The sequence below is a fragment of the Ruegeria sp. D6 genome (genome assembly GCF_056534365.1).
Genome location: NZ_JBQFPH010000001.1, coordinates 1,125,039 through 1,140,613, shown reverse-complemented (window position 1 = coordinate 1,140,613; position 15,575 = coordinate 1,125,039). Strand labels below are relative to the sequence as shown.

13 protein-coding genes and 3 tRNA genes are annotated in these 15,575 nt (G+C 55.4%); 8 read left to right on the top strand and 8 right to left on the bottom strand.

Going from position 1 to position 15,575, the window contains the following annotated elements:
* Positions 1 to 46 precede the first annotated feature (46 nt).
* Entirely contained in the window at positions 47 to 1,633 is a 1,587-nt protein-coding gene (locus ACR0A1_RS05705) for an APC family permease (RefSeq protein WP_170595745.1), read from the bottom strand.
* A 248-nt stretch (positions 1,634 to 1,881) separates the two neighbouring features.
* Between ACR0A1_RS05705 and ACR0A1_RS05700 the strand changes: the two genes are divergently transcribed.
* Positions 1,882 to 2,109: a hypothetical protein gene (locus tag ACR0A1_RS05700; protein WP_170405503.1), complete on the top strand. Its 228-nt coding sequence runs from the start codon at positions 1,882 to 1,884 to the stop codon at positions 2,107 to 2,109.
* A gap of 75 nt (positions 2,110 to 2,184) precedes the next feature.
* On the opposite strand, the gene ACR0A1_RS05695 is transcribed toward ACR0A1_RS05700, so the two are convergent.
* Positions 2,185 to 2,259: transfer RNA gene (locus tag ACR0A1_RS05695), tRNA-Val, on the bottom strand.
* Positions 2,260 to 2,472: 213 nt separating this feature from the next.
* Between ACR0A1_RS05695 and ACR0A1_RS05690 the strand changes: the two genes are divergently transcribed.
* The 4 genes from ACR0A1_RS05690 (at position 2,473) to uvrA (ending at position 6,311) form a co-directional block, all read left to right on the top strand.
* Positions 2,473 to 2,549: transfer RNA gene (locus tag ACR0A1_RS05690), tRNA-Asp, on the top strand.
* Positions 2,550 to 2,601: 52 nt separating this feature from the next.
* Positions 2,602 to 2,678: transfer RNA gene (locus tag ACR0A1_RS05685), tRNA-Asp, on the top strand.
* 102 nt (positions 2,679 to 2,780) lie between these two features.
* On the top strand, positions 2,781 to 3,347 hold the full coding sequence (locus tag ACR0A1_RS05680) for a methyltransferase domain-containing protein (RefSeq protein ID WP_170393203.1): 567 nt from the start codon (positions 2,781 to 2,783) through the stop codon (positions 3,345 to 3,347).
* Positions 3,348 to 3,452: 105 nt separating this feature from the next.
* Positions 3,453 to 6,311 carry an excinuclease ABC subunit UvrA gene (uvrA, locus tag ACR0A1_RS05675; protein ID WP_480866595.1) on the top strand — a complete coding sequence of 953 codons (2,859 nt, stop codon included), beginning with the start codon at positions 3,453 to 3,455 and terminating at the stop codon, positions 6,309 to 6,311.
* A gap of 74 nt (positions 6,312 to 6,385) precedes the next feature.
* Here uvrA and mmsB read toward each other — a convergent pair whose 3' ends face one another.
* Genes mmsB through ACR0A1_RS05660 form a run of 3 tightly spaced genes read right to left on the bottom strand, consistent with a single transcriptional unit; the run spans position 6,386 to position 9,453 of the window.
* Positions 6,386 to 7,258, bottom strand: a complete 873-nt coding sequence (gene mmsB, locus ACR0A1_RS05670) for a 3-hydroxyisobutyrate dehydrogenase (RefSeq protein ID WP_480866593.1) — start codon at positions 7,256 to 7,258, stop codon at positions 6,386 to 6,388.
* 3 nt (positions 7,259 to 7,261) lie between these two features.
* Positions 7,262 to 8,302 carry an enoyl-CoA hydratase/isomerase family protein gene (locus ACR0A1_RS05665; protein ID WP_480866591.1) on the bottom strand — a complete coding sequence of 347 codons (1,041 nt, stop codon included), beginning with the start codon at positions 8,300 to 8,302 and terminating at the stop codon, positions 7,262 to 7,264.
* A gap of 8 nt (positions 8,303 to 8,310) precedes the next feature.
* On the bottom strand, positions 8,311 to 9,453 hold the full coding sequence (locus tag ACR0A1_RS05660) for an acyl-CoA dehydrogenase family protein (RefSeq protein ID WP_170421396.1): 1,143 nt from the start codon (positions 9,451 to 9,453) through the stop codon (positions 8,311 to 8,313).
* Positions 9,454 to 9,612: 159 nt separating this feature from the next.
* On the opposite strand from ACR0A1_RS05660, the gene ACR0A1_RS05655 reads away from it, so the two are divergent.
* Positions 9,613 to 10,473, top strand: coding sequence for a hypothetical protein (locus ACR0A1_RS05655; protein WP_480866589.1), 861 nt, complete (start codon positions 9,613 to 9,615; stop codon positions 10,471 to 10,473).
* A 2-nt stretch (positions 10,474 to 10,475) separates the two neighbouring features.
* On the opposite strand, the gene ACR0A1_RS05650 is transcribed toward ACR0A1_RS05655, so the two are convergent.
* Entirely contained in the window at positions 10,476 to 11,591 is a 1,116-nt protein-coding gene (locus tag ACR0A1_RS05650; protein ID WP_170510546.1) for a carboxylate-amine ligase, read from the bottom strand.
* A 135-nt stretch (positions 11,592 to 11,726) separates the two neighbouring features.
* Between ACR0A1_RS05650 and ACR0A1_RS05645 the strand changes: the two genes are divergently transcribed.
* Together ACR0A1_RS05645 and ACR0A1_RS05640 are read left to right on the top strand one after the other, a co-directional pair.
* On the top strand, positions 11,727 to 12,578 hold the full coding sequence (locus ACR0A1_RS05645) for a class I SAM-dependent methyltransferase (protein WP_170562887.1): 852 nt from the start codon (positions 11,727 to 11,729) through the stop codon (positions 12,576 to 12,578).
* Positions 12,579 to 12,649: 71 nt separating this feature from the next.
* Positions 12,650 to 13,126 (top strand): fasciclin domain-containing protein, encoded by a 477-nt coding sequence (locus ACR0A1_RS05640; protein ID WP_170393195.1) that lies wholly within the window; start codon positions 12,650 to 12,652, stop codon positions 13,124 to 13,126.
* Between the two features lie 78 nt (positions 13,127 to 13,204).
* On the opposite strand, the gene ACR0A1_RS05635 is transcribed toward ACR0A1_RS05640, so the two are convergent.
* Both ACR0A1_RS05635 and ACR0A1_RS05630 read right to left on the bottom strand, forming a co-directional pair.
* Positions 13,205 to 13,804 carry a L,D-transpeptidase gene (locus ACR0A1_RS05635; protein ID WP_480866586.1) on the bottom strand — a complete coding sequence of 200 codons (600 nt, stop codon included), beginning with the start codon at positions 13,802 to 13,804 and terminating at the stop codon, positions 13,205 to 13,207.
* A gap of 188 nt (positions 13,805 to 13,992) precedes the next feature.
* Positions 13,993 to 15,492 (bottom strand): CoA-acylating methylmalonate-semialdehyde dehydrogenase, encoded by a 1,500-nt coding sequence (locus ACR0A1_RS05630; RefSeq protein WP_170405524.1) that lies wholly within the window; start codon positions 15,490 to 15,492, stop codon positions 13,993 to 13,995.
* Between the last annotated feature and the right edge of the window lie 83 nt (positions 15,493 to 15,575).

Genomic DNA, 15,575 nt, shown 5'->3' with positions numbered 1-15,575 from the left:
AAACAGATTAATTAGAAAGGCGGGGTCATGCCCCGCTTTTTTTTGTTCAAAGTCCAATGACAGGTTTGGCCGGGTCCAGCACCTCTTCGTTTTCGATGTAAGCCTGGAATTTTTTGTCTGACAGCGCCGAGCGTACGGCGAGCGCAAAAATCACCGCCGAAAATGCCGCACACAGCACAATGTCCCAACCAAACGGGATCTGCTTTTGCGCGCCTTCTCCAAACTGACCCATGTAGGAGATCAGCCCCAAACCACAGAAATAGGGCATCAGCCAAAGCGCCTCGGTTGCGTCCATTTCATCGAGCCGATTGTGAAAGCGGATCAGCAGCAGCGCCATGCCGATGAGCAGTGCAATTCCCAGCCTCCAGACCGTGTCCCATCCGCTCCAGTAGACGATCAGGGTTGAGATCGCGAAGGCCGTGAGCCCGACAAGTTTGACGGCGGGAATACGGATTGAGCGCGGGCGGTCAGGCATCAGATCGCGTAAACACACCACGGCGATTGGGCCGACCGCGAATGAAAGCACAATCGCGGCCCCGTTCAGGGCGATTACGGTTGCGAACGGGACCGTCAGTAAAAACAGAGTGCCAATCAGAAAGTTGAGAGCCAAGGCCCAAAGCGGTACTCCGAACGATGACAAGATCTGCAAACGTTTCGGCAGGAACCCGTTTTGCGACAGGGCCAGAGCGATACGGGCGTTCGATCCTGTTGCAACCAACCCATTGCCAAACGGGCCGATGACCGACCCGACGTTCAGCAAGCTGAGGAACCACAATATTCCGACAGACATTATGACGCCATCCAAAGGACCTTGCCCACCGAAGCTGAGACTCGCCCAACCATCGCGGATCATCATGGGATCAAGCGCGCCGATAAAGGCCACCTGTAATCCAAGGTAGATCAAGGCACATAGTACAATGGACAGAACCAGAGCGGCCGGGATGTCGAATTTTGGGTTTCGAACTTCTCCTGCCATATCAACAACATGCCGGAAACCTATAAAGGAAAAGATCACCCCACCGGTTGATACTGCGGCCATGATGCCTTTCAGGCCGTAGGGGGCGAAACCGTCAGGGGCGGAGAAATTCTGCACGTCAAAGCGGGTCGCGATCAACAACACGGACAATACTATCGGAATGGCAATCTTGGCCCAGGTCAGCGTTGCATTTACCTGTGCAAAAAATTTTACGCCCAGTGCGTTCACAGCGACGAACAGCAACATGAATAGCAAGGCGACCGAAACACCAGCGCCGGTCAGTTCGCCGGTATCTGCGGCGTGGAGCCATGACGCGTAGGGCGCGAGGTATTTAAGCATGGCTTCAACTTCGATCGGAGCGGTGGTGTTGTAGCCAATCCAGGCCGTCCATCCCATCGCCATCGACACGATGTTGCCGTGTGAGAACTGAGGGACGCGTGCGATTCCTCCTGGGATAGGTAACATCGCTGAAATCTCGGCGAATGTTATTGCCAGTATGAACATCGCAACGGCGCCAATAATCCAAGAAAGAACCGCGGCGGGGCCTGCGTGTTGCACGGCGAGTAGGGGGCCGAAAAGCCAGCCTGACCCAATGATTCCTCCAACCGAAATGAAGGTCAGGCCGACCAGGCCAATTTCCCGCTTCAGTTTCGCCATGTTATTTCTCGCCCAAAGAGGGGTGCCTTATTGGTGGCTATGACATCAGGATAAGCAGGCCACGGGAAACATGGCAAGTGCCACATATCATGCAGAAAATTCGTGAAAACGAGGTCTGCCCGATTCATCTTCTAAATCCTGCTGGGCGTGTTCTTCGAAACGCGATCGCCGGCAATAGGTATTTGAAGTGGAATCGACTCGGAACATGAGGCACGCTGGTCGACTGTGCCAAGGTAGGAGAACCCAGGATGCCTCTGTACAATGATATGTTCGAGCTTTCGGTCGAAGATATGGATATAATCGAAGAGGCCATGCGTCATGCCATAGCTTCCAGATCGAATGTCCCTGTTGACGAGAGGGTAGAAGAAAGGGAAACCCGTGAAGACTTTGTGCGCAAGGCACACGACCTTCTGGGGCGTCTGCATGACCAAAAGGTTTTTTATCGTCCTAAATCCGGCGTGTATGTCGGAGGATGACAGCATTGTGCTGGCAGCGTTGAACTAAATGGTTCCAAAACGCTTCAACTATGTCGCATAAGCATTTGAATAATATGGTGGGTGATAAGAGATTTGAACTCCTGACATCTTCGATGTGAACGAAGCGCTCTACCACTGAGCTAATCACCCATAGCGGCGTTTGATACAGCGGCTTGTGTTTCGCCGCAAGTTCAAAGCGTTCAAATTGCAGCGCGTCAGACGAAATCCGGTTTTCACACATTGCCCGCCAAGTCGGATAGATCGGAAAAAATCAGGTTCGAGCAAAAAACTTGAAAACGCCGCTTGACGATGCCGGGGTGTAGCCATAATACACCCCAACGTTCAGAGATGAACGGGCAGTGGGCGGTTGTAGCTCAGTTGGTTAGAGTACCGGCCTGTCACGCCGGGGGTCGCGGGTTCGAGCCCCGTCAACCGCGCCATCGCTGCCAGCCTTTGATCCGGGCAAACGGATCGCACATAGACCCTAAATGCGCGGTTGTAGCTCAGTTGGTTAGAGTACCGGCCTGTCACGCCGGGGGTCGCGGGTTCGAGCCCCGTCAACCGCGCCATTTCCTTCGATTTAGAAAGTCATACGCCCTTGTGGGCGTTTTTTTGTGCCGACATCTTACTGATCTTATGGTTTATTGCCTGCAAAACATCAGGGGCAAGCAGTGACCAGTCTAAATCGAGTCATCATGGCACGGCGCAGCCGGCAGTGGGTCCGCGGCCTGAAGCCGGAAACACTTGATGTCATTGAGATTTCTGGTTCGTGGGGTAAGCAATTTGGATTTTGCAGCTATGAACAGATTTGGCATAAGCAACATGATATCTGCACCGGACCCGTTCTGAACAAACAACAGCAGGTGCGAAAGGTCGATCTGGTTTTGGCCAATCAGGTGTGGGAGCACTTGGATCGCCCGGTTGAAGCCACGCTGAACGTGCTAGAGATGCTAAGACCCGGAGGGTATTTCTGGCTGGCCGTCCCGTTCTTCATTCCGTTTCACGCCGCTCCGCATGACTGTTCGCGCTGGTCTGCGCGCGGATTGAAAAACCTGCTCACTGAGTGTGGGTTCGACCCGGATCTCATCCGGGCCGAACAGTGGGGCAATCGGCATGCCGCTTTGCGCAATCTCGAACTTGAATGGCCTCCTGTTTATGACCCTGAGACAGACAATTTGGAGAACGATCCCGATTTTCCAATCTGCGCATGGGCTCTGGCTAAGAAAACCAGTGCTTAAGCCGAGTGTCGAAAAATCGCCTGTTCTTACTTTGTTCTAATTTTTTGGTTGGAGACTCAGCCGCTCTCGCCTATCTCTGAGTGACGTTGGTTGTTGGGGGCCTGAATGGCTGAGCTGAAGAATATCGAGGTGCGCGGTGCGCGCGAGCATAACCTCAAGAGCATTGATGTCGACATCCCACGGGATCAGCTAGTGGTGATCACTGGCCTGTCGGGCTCGGGTAAGTCTTCTTTGGCATTTGATACGATCTATGCCGAAGGGCAGCGCCGCTATGTCGAAAGCCTGTCGGCCTATGCGCGCCAGTTCCTCGATATGATGGAGAAGCCCGATGTGGATCACATTAGCGGACTAAGCCCCGCGATTTCGATCGAGCAGAAGACGACCTCAAAAAACCCGCGTTCGACCGTGGGCACCGTAACCGAGATCTACGACTATCTGCGCTTGCTCTTTGCCCGTGCTGGTACGCCTTACAGCCCGGCCACAGGATTGCCGATTGAGGCACAGCAGGTGCAGGACATGGTCGACCGGATCATGACGATGGAGGAGGGCACACGCGGCTATCTGCTGGCCCCCATCGTTCGTGATCGGAAAGGTGAATATCGGAAAGAGTTCCTTGAGCTGCGCAAGCAGGGTTTTCAACGCGTCAAGGTAGATGGTGAGTTCTATGAATTGGATGAGCCGCCGACGCTGGACAAGAAGTTCCGCCACGATATCGACGTCGTTGTCGATCGTCTGGTGGTACGAGAGGGCATGGAAACACGCCTGGCCGACAGCCTAAGGACCGCACTGGATCTGGCGGACGGGATCGCAATCCTCGAAACCGCACCGAAGGAGGGCGACCCGGAACGCATCACATTCAGTGAGAATTTTGCCTGCCCGGTCAGTGGGTTCACCATCCCCGCGATCGAGCCGCGCCTGTTCTCATTCAACGCGCCCTTTGGGGCGTGCCCCGATTGCGACGGGCTTGGGGTCGAACTGTTCTTTGATGAACGTCTGGTCGTGCCGGACCAGACATTGAAACTCTATGACGGGGCGCTTGCGCCCTGGCGGAAGGGTAAATCACCATATTTTCTGCAAACGATCGAAGCTATCGCGCGACATTACGAGTTTGACAAGAACACTCCCTGGAAGGACTTGCCCAAGAAAGTCCAGCAGGTGTTTCTGCGCGGGTCTGGTGATGAAGAGATCCAGTTCCGTTATGATGAAGGTGGCCGCGTCTATCAGGTTACCCGAAGCTTTGAAGGCGTCATCCCCAACATGGAGCGCCGCTATCGCGAGACTGACAGCGCCTGGATTCGCGAAGAATTCGAGCGCTATCAAAACAACCGACCCTGCGGCACATGCAAAGGCTACCGTCTGCGTGCTGAGGCGCTGGCCGTCAAGATCGCGGGTTTGCACGTTGGACAGGTCGTTGAAATGTCGATCCGCGAGGCGCTGGCCTGGGTCGAGGATGCCCCAAATCATCTGAGTGCACAAAAGAACGAGATCGCGCGCGCAATTCTCAAGGAAATTCGCGAGCGGTTGGGTTTTTTGAATAATGTTGGATTAGAGTATCTCACGATGTCTCGTTCAAGTGGTACCCTGTCCGGAGGTGAAAGTCAGCGTATCCGTCTGGCGAGCCAGATCGGCTCGGGCCTGACCGGGGTATTGTATGTGCTCGACGAGCCATCGATTGGTCTGCACCAACGCGACAATGATCGTCTGCTGGGAACGCTTAAGAATTTGCGTGACCAGGGCAACACGGTCATCGTCGTTGAGCATGACGAAGAGGCCATTCGCGAGGCGGATTATGTGTTTGATATCGGTCCCGGTGCAGGAGTGCATGGGGGACAGGTGGTCAGCCACGGTACGCCCGAGCATATCGCCGGCGATGCGGCCTCGATCACCGGTCAATATCTTTCGGGCACACGCGAGATCCCGGTGCCGGTTGAGCGGCGCAAGGGTAAGAAGCAGAAAGTGACCGTTGTTAAGGCGACCGGAAACAACCTCAAGAACGTTACGGCCGAATTTCCGCTCGGAAAATTTGTTTGTGTGACCGGTGTGTCTGGCGGTGGAAAATCGACGCTGACGATTGAGACTTTGTTCAAAACCGCCTCGATGCGGTTGAACGGCGCTCGCCAGACACCGGCGCCCTGTGAAACGATCAAAGGGCTTGAGCATCTGGACAAGGTGATCGACATAGATCAGCGACCCATTGGCCGGACTCCACGTTCAAATCCAGCGACTTACACCGGGGCTTTCACCCCGATCCGAGACTGGTTTGCCGGGTTGCCAGAAGCCAAAGCGCGTGGATACAAGCCCGGGCGGTTCAGCTTTAACGTCAAAGGCGGCCGGTGCGAAGCGTGTCAGGGTGATGGCGTCATCAAGATCGAGATGCACTTTCTGCCTGATGTTTATGTCACCTGCGAAACCTGCAAAGGCGCGCGATATAACCGTGAGACGCTTGAGATCAAGTTCAAGGGTAAGTCCATCGCGGATGTACTTGATATGACAGTGGAAGATGCGCAGGAGTTTTTTAAAGCGGTGCCATCGATCCGTGACAAGATGGATGCCTTGGCTCGCGTTGGGCTCGGCTACATCAAAGTTGGTCAACAGGCGACCACGCTCTCCGGTGGTGAGGCGCAGCGTGTAAAGCTCTCTAAAGAACTGAGCAAGCGATCAACGGGTCGAACGCTGTATATTCTGGACGAACCCACAACGGGTCTGCATTTCGAGGACGTGCGTAAACTGTTGGAAGTCCTGCACGAACTGGTCGACCAAGGAAATACTGTTGTTGTCATCGAACATAATCTCGATGTCGTAAAAACCGCCGACTGGATAATCGACATTGGCCCGGAAGGTGGCGATGGCGGAGGTCAGATTGTGGCTGAGGGTACGCCCGAAGACGTCGCTGAATGTGAGCGTAGCCACACTGGGCGTTATCTGAAGCCAATGCTGGATGGGCAAGCCGTAGCTGCCGAATAGGAACAGAGCGAGAGAAGAAAATGCTGCGAATTTTCTTCTCTGTTGCTTCGTAGAGCGCTGCGTTCTGAGGTTGTTCAGTCTCTGGACCGCTTCTCAAATCGCGGTAACATGGCGCTGAAATCGCGACCCAAGCCATCTTCTTGTTCGACAAACTGTTCATATAGCTTTGTCGCAACCTGTCCCATGGGCGTATCAGCGTCCGCACTCTCGGCAGCCTGTTGGCTGAGACGTAGATCTTTCAACATCAGCTCGGCGGCGAAACCAGGGGTATAGTCATTGTCGGATGGGCTTTCGGGTCCAACGCCGGGGGCAGGGCAATAGGCGTTCATTGTCCAGCTGTACCCTGAGGACGTGCTGACGACATCGAACATCTTTTGCCGGTCCAATCCCAATTTATCAGCAAGCGCAAATGCCTCGCAGGTTGCGATCATTGTTACGCCGAGGATCATGTTGTTGCAGATTTTGGCGGCCTGACCCGCGCCAGCTTCACCGCAGTGAACCGCTTTTTGACCCATGATTTCAAACAACGGGGCCGCCTTGGCAAAAGCTGCGTCAGATCCACCGGCCATAAAGGTCAAAGTGCCTGCAGCGGCCCCACCAATCCCGCCGGATACAGGTGCATCGACTGATAGTAGGCCAGCCTGCGCTGCCTGATGCGCCACTGCGCGGGCGCTGTCGACATCGACCGTAGAGCAATCAATCAGAACCGCACCGTCTTGCATTGCCGGGACGACTTCATTGGCCACAGTGCGCAGAATCTGCCCGTTGGGAAGCATGGTGATGACGGCGTCGGCTTCCGCAGCTGCAGCGGCGCCAGAGGACGCCATGGAAACGCCTTCGATGGCGACATCAACTTGATCAAAGCCGATGACGTCATGGCCCGCGCGCGCCAGATTGGCCGCCATCGGGCCGCCCATGTTGCCAAGCCCTATGAATGCGATTTTCATCCCTTACTCCTCTGAAAAGCTTAGTGCATCCGCACCGAGCGGTTGCAGCATCTTGGACACCGCGACTGCAGGCACATCCAAATCAGCAAACTGCCATTTCGGGTTGCGATCCTTGTCGATGATCTGGGCGCGAATTCCTTCCAGAAAATCGCCATGCTCCATCGCGCGATAAGTAAACCGGTACTCCAGATCCAGCGCTTTTTGCAATGTCAGGCCGGTTCCGCGCAGCCGATGCAACATCTCGACAGCACAAGCCATGGAGATAGGAGAGTTTCGCTGCAGGGTGCCGAGAATTTTTGTCGAAAATTCTGTGTCATCGTTGCGCAAGCTGTTCAGGATATCGCCAAGACTTTCTCCGCTAAATAGCCGGTCGATCTCGCCCTGCATTTCAGCCAAGGGGCTATCCGGTGCGGGCACTGCATGCTCATCCACCAGTTCCGCCCGTCCAGAGGCTTCCAACTGGTCTATCAGCCCCGCCCAATGCTCTTGGGGAATGAAATGGTCGGCAAACCCGGCATAGATCGCATCTCCGGGCCCCATGCGGTGGCCGGTGGTGCCCAGATACTCGCCCAATCGCCCCGGCGCCAGCGCCAACATCAGCGATCCGCCCACATCAGGAACCAGCCCGATTGAGCATTCCGGCATCGCGATCTTTGAGCTTTCTCCAACCACTCGATGGCTGCCATGGCACCCGATGCCAACCCCGCCACCCATGGTGAAACCTTGCAGGAAGCTGATCACTGGTTTTGAGTACTCAAAAATCAAGGCATTCAGGCGGTATTCGTCGCGCCAAAACGTTTGGCCATAAGCATAGTCCGCCTTGGTGCCGGTCGCATAAAGGTCGGCAATATCTCCGCCAGCGCAAAAGGCTTTGTCGCCTTCGGCATTGAGAATGATCAGATCGACTTGATCATCCTCACGCCAGTTGCGCAGAGCGGTATCGATGGCCATGCACATCTCATAGCTAAGGGCGTTCAGGGCGTGGGGTCGTGTCAGCGTGATGCGCCCGGCTCGGCCTGTGGTGCGAATGTCGATATCAGACATCAAAGACCTCAGCGATTGGAGAGCATCTGGCGCGCAACGATCACGCGCATGATCTCGTTCGTGCCTTCCAGAATTTGGTGCACGCGCAGATCCCGCACCAGTTTCTCGATGCCATAATCCGCCAGATAGCCATATCCACCGTGCAATTGCAGACACTGATCCACGACTTTCGATCCGGTTTCGGTTACGAACTTCTTGGCCATCGCGCAGAATTTTGTGGCGTCCGGTGCGCCCTGATCAAGTTTCCACGCTGCCTGACGCAAGAATGTGCGCGCCGCCTGTAGCTCAATCTCCATATCTGCCAGTCGGAACTGCAGCGCCTGAAACTGATCGATCGATTGTCCAAAGGCCTTGCGCTCGGACATATACTGCAACGTCATGTCCAGACCGTTCTGAGCTGCCCCCAGCGAGCAGGAGGCGATGTTCAGGCGGCCACCGTCCAGCCCCATCATCGCGTATTTGAAACCGTCGCCTTCAGCCCCGACCAGATTGCTGGATGGAATTTTACAATCGTCAAACTGAACTTGCGCGGTTGGCTGGCTTTTCCAACCCATTTTTTGTTCCAGACCACCGAAACTCAGGCCCGGCGTGCCGTCTTCGACATAGACGGTAGAGATTCCTTTAGGGCCGTCTTCACCCGTGCGAACCATGCAGACATAGGCATCCGAATAGCCGCCGCCGGAAATGAACGCTTTTGTGCCGTTGAGCGTGAAGCCTTCATTGGTCCGTTCAGCGCGCGTTTTCAGCGCCGCAGCGTCCGATCCCGATCCGGGTTCCGTCAGGCAGTAGCTGAGGACGGTTTCGAGGCTGAGGATACTTGGCATAATGCGGGACTTCAGATCGTCACTGCCAAAGCTGTCCAGCATTTTGGCGCACATGTTGTGAATCGACAGGAACGCCGCGACCGAGGGACAGGCCATCGATAGCGCTTCGAACACCAGTGTCGCATCCAATCGCGTCAAACCCGAACCACCAGCCTCTTCCGAGACATAAAGTCCACCAAATCCTAGTTCGCCGATTTTGGGCCAAAGCTCTTTGGGGATGGTTCCGTCTGCTTCCCACTGACGCGCGAAGGGGGCGATGTGGTCTTGGCCAAAGGCGTAGGCCATGTCGAAAATGGCCGTTTGTTCTTCGGTCAGCGCGAAATCCATGACGTGTGCTTCCTGATGGCTATAGAATTGAACGAGCGTTTTATTCTTCAATCCTTACAGAAATTTTTCAATGACGGCAAACCCGGCGATTTAGGGGATTTCTGGACGGTGAGGTATACTGCGGGAATTCTGCTTTCTTGATCATTACGGAGTATTCTTATGTCGTCACACAAGCTTGCTGTTATCGCGATTCACGGCATGGGCAGCCAGTACAATCCTCAGAACCAGCCCCCATCCACGACCCCAACGTTTTCCAAAGGGCTGAAACGACGCGTATCGAACCGGGTCGGCGCGGATATGGATGATGTGATCTGGCACGAGGTGGTCTGGGCACAGATCCTGCAAGGGCGGCAAAAGGCATATCTGCGTAAGGTCAACCGCAGCCTAGGATACGACAAGCTGCGCGAGTTTGTAGTGTGCAATCTGTCGGATGCTGCTTCTTACCGACCAACTCCGGATGATGGCGATAAGATCTATGAGGCGATCCACAAGAAAATCGAGAATGTGATGGGGGTCGTCAAATACCAGGTCGGACCACAGGGGCCTGTACTGATCCTGGCGCATTCGCTGGGTGGGCACATAATGTCGAACTATATTTATGACATGCAAAGACATCTGCGCCAGGGTGGTTCACCGGTTCACCCGACAGATGTTGAAAACATGAAAACCGTTGCTGGCCTCGTGACGTTTGGGTGCAATATTCCGATTTTTCTGTTCGCATATCCCGAGAATGAGATTTTTCCGATCATGGCCCCGAACCGCGCGCTGCCGCCTGCGTTGCAGTTTTCGACCTGGTGGCGAAACTACTATGACAAGCATGATGTTTTGGGTTTTCCTTTGGGCAAAAGCGCGCCAAGCTATGAACAGCTCGCTCAAAGTGGGGCCTTGAAGGATAAGCCGATCAATGCGGGCAAAATCTTTACGTCGTGGAACCCGCTTTCGCATAACGGATACTGGACGGATCGCGATTTGTATGAACCCGTAGCGGAGCGGATCAAGGAGATTTTGGCGGCGGTTTGACTTTATAGGTCGGCGTGAAATTCCTCGATCAGGTGCTTGACCACCGCCATGCCCGGATCATCCCCGCGCGCTAAAGCTTCAGCGTAAACACGGCGTTGGCGGGTGGCGGAGGTGCCATTTTCTGCGATCTGCCGAAGTCGGGCGAGTTCGGTCATGGTGCCCAATGCCTCGGTGTCTTCGGCCAACATGCCCATCAGCTCTCCGATCAGTTCAGCCATCGGCTTGATTGAGCGATCACCGAAATCGATCAGACCTTCGCCCACACCGTAGCGCTGCGCGCGCCAACGGTTTTCGCCGATCAGAAACTTATCATATTGCCGCCAACGAAGATTGCGGTCTTTCAGGCGGCACAGCATCCGGGTCAGCGCCTGCACTAGCGCTGCAAGCGAAAGCGTATGTTCAAGCCTTGGCTGTACGTCCATGATGCGTGTTTCTAGGGTGGGGAACCGGTGAGATGGACGTAGGTCCCACCAGATCTTCGAGGTGTCCTCGATCACGCCGAGTTCGACCAGCACCCCAGTGGTGCGTTCGTATTCGCCCCAACTGCCGAACACCGGGGGCAGACCGGTCCGGGGCAGATTGTCGAACACGGTGAGCCTATAGGAGGAAAGCCCGGTATCTTCGCCGTTCCAATAAGGAGACGAGGTCGACAACGCCAGCAGATGGGGCAGAAAGTAAGAAAGCTGGGGTACCAGGTCGGCGCGCAAGGCTTGATCTTCGACGCCCACATGCACATGCATTCCGCAGATCAGCATCCGCCGCGCCACGCCGCCCAAAGCATGCTGCAGGGCGTCATAGCGTTCTTTCCGTGTATGGTGCTGGTCTTTCCAGTTCGCAAACGGGTGGCAAGAGACCGCGATCGGAGCCAAATTATACTCGGCTGCACGTTTTGAAACACAAGAACGCAGGCGCTTTAGATCTTCGCGCGCCGATCTGATCGTAGCATGTGGGCGGGTCCCGACTTCGATCTGGCACTGCAGAAATTCCGGGCTGACCTGGCCTTCGAAATCTGCCTGACAAGCTTCCATCAATGCTGCGGGCGCCTCGGCGAGCTGCAGACTGTCTTGATCGACCAGCAGGTATTCCTCTTCAATGCCGATCGTAAATTCCTGCTGCATGGCGGTCCTCGTTGGTCAATTCACGTTAGTGAATACGGAAATTAGCGTTTTGCCAAGGGTTTGGCCTGTCGGTTCTTGCAGAGGTCCTGCGTGCACAGGTAAAGAGCGGGCGCAACGCAATGTGGAGCTGTCCTCGTGAAACCCAGAAAATTTCCGCAGATCAATGCCGCCCTGGATGAGTTGGGCGTCAAGCTGATCGACAAGGTTACGGAACAGGATGAACGGGCGCGGCTGGAAGCGTTCGAACGGGCAGGGGGATTGACCAGGCCTGCTTATGCCCTGTCGCCGGGAATGGACGGATTCGATATCGCGCAACTTGTCGAAGAGTATACGCGCCATGCCGATGCGCTTGCAGCTTTGAAGGACCCGGCGCGAAATCAGACTGGGTATCACACCGGCAATGGATATTACGATAGCCCGGATGCGGATGCGCTTTACCTGATGATCCGCCGCTTTCAGCCCAAGCGCGTGATCGAGGTCGGCTGCGGGAACTCTACCCGCGTGACGCGGCAGGCGATCATAGATGGTGGTTTGGATACGACGATCACGGCAATTGATCCGTACCCGCGCGCAGATATCGCCCATGTCGTCGATCAGTTTGAGCAGAAGCGACTGGAAGAAGTAGATCCCGCGCTGTTCGATCAGCTTGAGGCTGGGGATGTTCTGTTCATCGATTCAAGCCATGTGGTTCGGATGAGCAACGATGTCGCCCATCTATTCTGTCGGATCATTCCAGCGCTGAAACCCGGCGTTGTCATTCATGTCCACGATGTTTTTCTGCCTTATGAATATCCCAAACGGTTCTTCTATGACTGCCCAGGATGGGGTGAGCAGTACATGTTGCACGCCTTGCTGCAATCCGGTTTCTATTCAATGCTTTGGCCCGGATATTACCTGCAGCAGGATCGCCCCGACGCCGTCGCAGCGCTGCCGTTTCTAGAAGAGGGCCGTGCGCAGAGCATCTGGGTTCAGCTCAAAGAAAATTGATTTCTGTGTGATCCGGTTCGAACCCAGGCCCGTAACCCTTTCCATAACAAGCTGGAGAGGAGTTAACAGCCATGTTCCGCCGCACATTCATGGGCGCTGCTGCCGCATTTGCACTTGCACTGCCCGTCAAGGCACAGGCCGCTGATATCGTAGATACCGCAGTTGCTGCCGGGTCTTTCAACACCCTGGTTGCTGCCGTTCAGGCCGCGGGCCTGGTCGATACGCTGAAAGGCGATGGGCCCTTCACCGTCTTTGCACCCACGGATGAAGCTTTTGCAGCTCTGCCTGAAGGCACTGTTGAAACCCTACTTCTGCCAGAAAACAAGGACCAGTTGGTGTCGATCCTGACCTACCATGTCGTGCCAGCCAAAGTGATGTCCGGCGACATTGCAGGAAAGCGCGCGAAGGTTTTGACCGTGCAAGGCGACCGACTAAGCGTGAACGCAAAAAATGGCGTGAAAGTTAATGGTGCCAAAGTTGTGCAGGCCGACATCGAAGCCAGCAACGGCGTCATTCACGTTGTCGACGAAGTGATCATTCCCGAATAAATCTACCACCTTCACGAAAACAAAAGCCCCGTTCCTGATGGACGGGGCTTTTTTGTGTTTCGTGTAGAAACTCGCCGTTTAGACCAATCGTACCTGAGTACCGACCTTTACCAGCGGATACAGCTCTTCAACGTGCTGGTTATAGAGACCAATACAGCCGGACGAGCTCTGACGTCCAATCTTGCGGGTATCATAGGTGCCGTGAACCAGGTAGGCAGGCCAGCCAAGATACATAGCGCGAGTTCCCAATGGGTTTCCAGGTTCACCACCCTCCATGCGAATTGGCAACGAGGGATCGCGCTCGCGCATTGATGGGGTTGGTGTCCAGCTTGGGTTCTCCGCCTTGCGTGTGACTTTGGTATAGCCGCGCTTGGTCAGCTCTTCGCTCATCGGGACAGAACTGGGGTACAGCTTGTAGGTTCCATCCGGCCCCCAGTAATGAACAGCCCGGCTGGTGATATCGGCCAACAATGCGCCGACGCCCAACTCGTCAAAGTGATCCTGCCAATTCTGCTGCGAGAACGATGAAGTGTTACGACGTACTGGAAGCTGCGTGCTGATTGCTTCCTCGGTCTGTGGGAAAGCATCAGTGCTTTGAGCACGCACGATAGCAGGGGCCGCAATCAGCGATGCAGCGCCCAAAAGGGCGTGACGACGGGTAAAACGATTTTGGGACAAGGTTGCCTCCAGGGAGTTATGAGCTGCTCGGATAGTTGAATTACCGATAAAATATTAGTGATTGCCTGCTTTTTCCAGAGGGCGACCTCTGAATTTCTTGTGAGGTACGCGATCAGGCAGCAACTGGCGCATGCACGAAAAAACCCGACCCATGTAGGGCCGGGTTTCCTGATTTGTAAGCTGAATGATCAGTCCATCGCTTTGAAGTTGAACTCGCCACCTTCCTTGATGCCCGACGGCCAGCGCGATGTCACTGTTTTGGTGCGGGTGTAGAACTTGAAGCTGTCCGGACCGTGCTGGTTCAGGTCGCCGAACATCGATTTCTTCCAGCCGCCAAAAGTGTGGTAGGCCAGCGGAACCGGGATCGGAACGTTGATGCCGACCATGCCGATGTTCACACGGCTGGCAAAGTCACGCGCCGTATCACCGTCGCGGGTGAAGATCGCAGTGCCGTTGCCGTATTCATGATCCATCGCCAGTTTCAACGCCTCTTCATAAGAACCCGCGCGTACGGTCGACAGGACCGGGCCAAAGATCTCTTGCTTGTAGATGTCCATCTCGGGTGTGACGTTGTCGAACAGGTGCGGGCCGACAAAGAAGCCATCCTCATAGCCCTGCAGGCTGAAGTCGCGGTTGTCGACAACCAGCTTCGCGCCCTGCTCAACGCCCGAGTTGATCAGGCCAAGGATACGCTCTTTCGCGGCAGCAGTAACAACCGGACCCATGTCTACGTCGTCGCCCGCTGTGTAGGGGCCGACTTTCAGCTTTTCTACGCGCGGGATCAGTTTTTCGATCAGTGCGTCTGCGGTTTCTTCACCCACAGGAACGGCAACCGAGATCGCCATGCAGCGCTCGCCAGCCGCGCCAAAACCCGCACCGACCAGCGCGTCAGCAGCCTGATCCAGATCGGCGTCAGGCATAACGATCATGTGGTTCTTGGCGCCACCGAAGCACTGCGCGCGTTTGCCGTTGGCGGTTGCACGAGCATAGATGTACTGCGCGATCGGGGTTGAACCCACGAACGACACGCCCTGAATGATTTCGCTGTCCAGCAGGGTGTCCACGGCCTCTTTGTCACCGTTTACGACTTGGAACACGCCCTTGGGCAGACCAGCTTCGACAAACAGCTCTGCCAGCATCAATGGAACAGAGGGGTCGCGCTCGGACGGCTTTAGAACAACTGCGTTGCCGCAGGCCAGTGCCGGGCCAACGTGCCAAAGCGGCATCATTGCGGGGAAGTTGAATGGCATGATCGAAGCGACCACGCCCAGCGGCTGACGCATCGAATACATATCGATGCCCGGGCCCGCGCTGTCGGTGAACTCACCTTTCAGCATCTGGGGCGCGCCGATGCAGTACTCGATCACTTCCAGACCACGCTGCAAGTCACCCTTCGCATCGGGAATGGTCTTGCCATGTTCCCGGCTGAGAGCCTCGGCCAGCTTGTCCATGTCGCGGTTCATCAAGCCAACCATCGCCATCATAACGCGCGCGCGCTTCTGCGGGTTGGTTGCGCCCCAAGCGACCTGAGCTGCTGCAGCGTCTTCGATCGCAGCGGTGGTCTCGGCGACGCTGGCCATCGGGCATTGGTACTGCACTTCACCCGTTGCTGGGTTGAATACATTGTCAAAGCGGCCAGATGTGCCAGCGACATTTTCGCCGTTGATGAAATGGGTCAGGTTCTGCATTGCAAACTCCTCCGGATTAAGTTGCGCGAAGAATAGACTTGCGAAAATCACCTGAACAGAGGCAATATTTCAAATCAGTTTTG

What these genes read in the sequence shown, in the direction of transcription:
- ACR0A1_RS05640 (WP_170393195.1), top strand. Translation starts at nt 12,650, where the DNA reads ATGTTCCGCCGCACATTCATGGGCGCTGCTGCCGCATTTGCACTTGCA.
- uvrA (WP_480866595.1), top strand. Translation starts at nt 3,453, where the DNA reads ATGGCTGAGCTGAAGAATATCGAGGTGCGCGGTGCGCGCGAGCATAAC.
- ACR0A1_RS05700 (WP_170405503.1), top strand. Translation starts at nt 1,882, where the DNA reads ATGCCTCTGTACAATGATATGTTCGAGCTTTCGGTCGAAGATATGGAT.
- ACR0A1_RS05705 (WP_170595745.1), bottom strand. Translation starts at nt 1,633, where the DNA reads ATGGCGAAACTGAAGCGGGAAATTGGCCTGGTCGGCCTGACCTTCATT.
- ACR0A1_RS05660 (WP_170421396.1), bottom strand. Translation starts at nt 9,453, where the DNA reads ATGGATTTCGCGCTGACCGAAGAACAAACGGCCATTTTCGACATGGCC.
- mmsB (WP_480866593.1), bottom strand. Translation starts at nt 7,258, where the DNA reads ATGAAAATCGCATTCATAGGGCTTGGCAACATGGGCGGCCCGATGGCG.
- ACR0A1_RS05665 (WP_480866591.1), bottom strand. Translation starts at nt 8,302, where the DNA reads ATGTCTGATATCGACATTCGCACCACAGGCCGAGCCGGGCGCATCACG.
- ACR0A1_RS05650 (WP_170510546.1), bottom strand. Translation starts at nt 11,591, where the DNA reads ATGCAGCAGGAATTTACGATCGGCATTGAAGAGGAATACCTGCTGGTC.
- ACR0A1_RS05630 (WP_170405524.1), bottom strand. Translation starts at nt 15,492, where the DNA reads ATGCAGAACCTGACCCATTTCATCAACGGCGAAAATGTCGCTGGCACA.
- ACR0A1_RS05655 (WP_480866589.1), top strand. Translation starts at nt 9,613, where the DNA reads ATGTCGTCACACAAGCTTGCTGTTATCGCGATTCACGGCATGGGCAGC.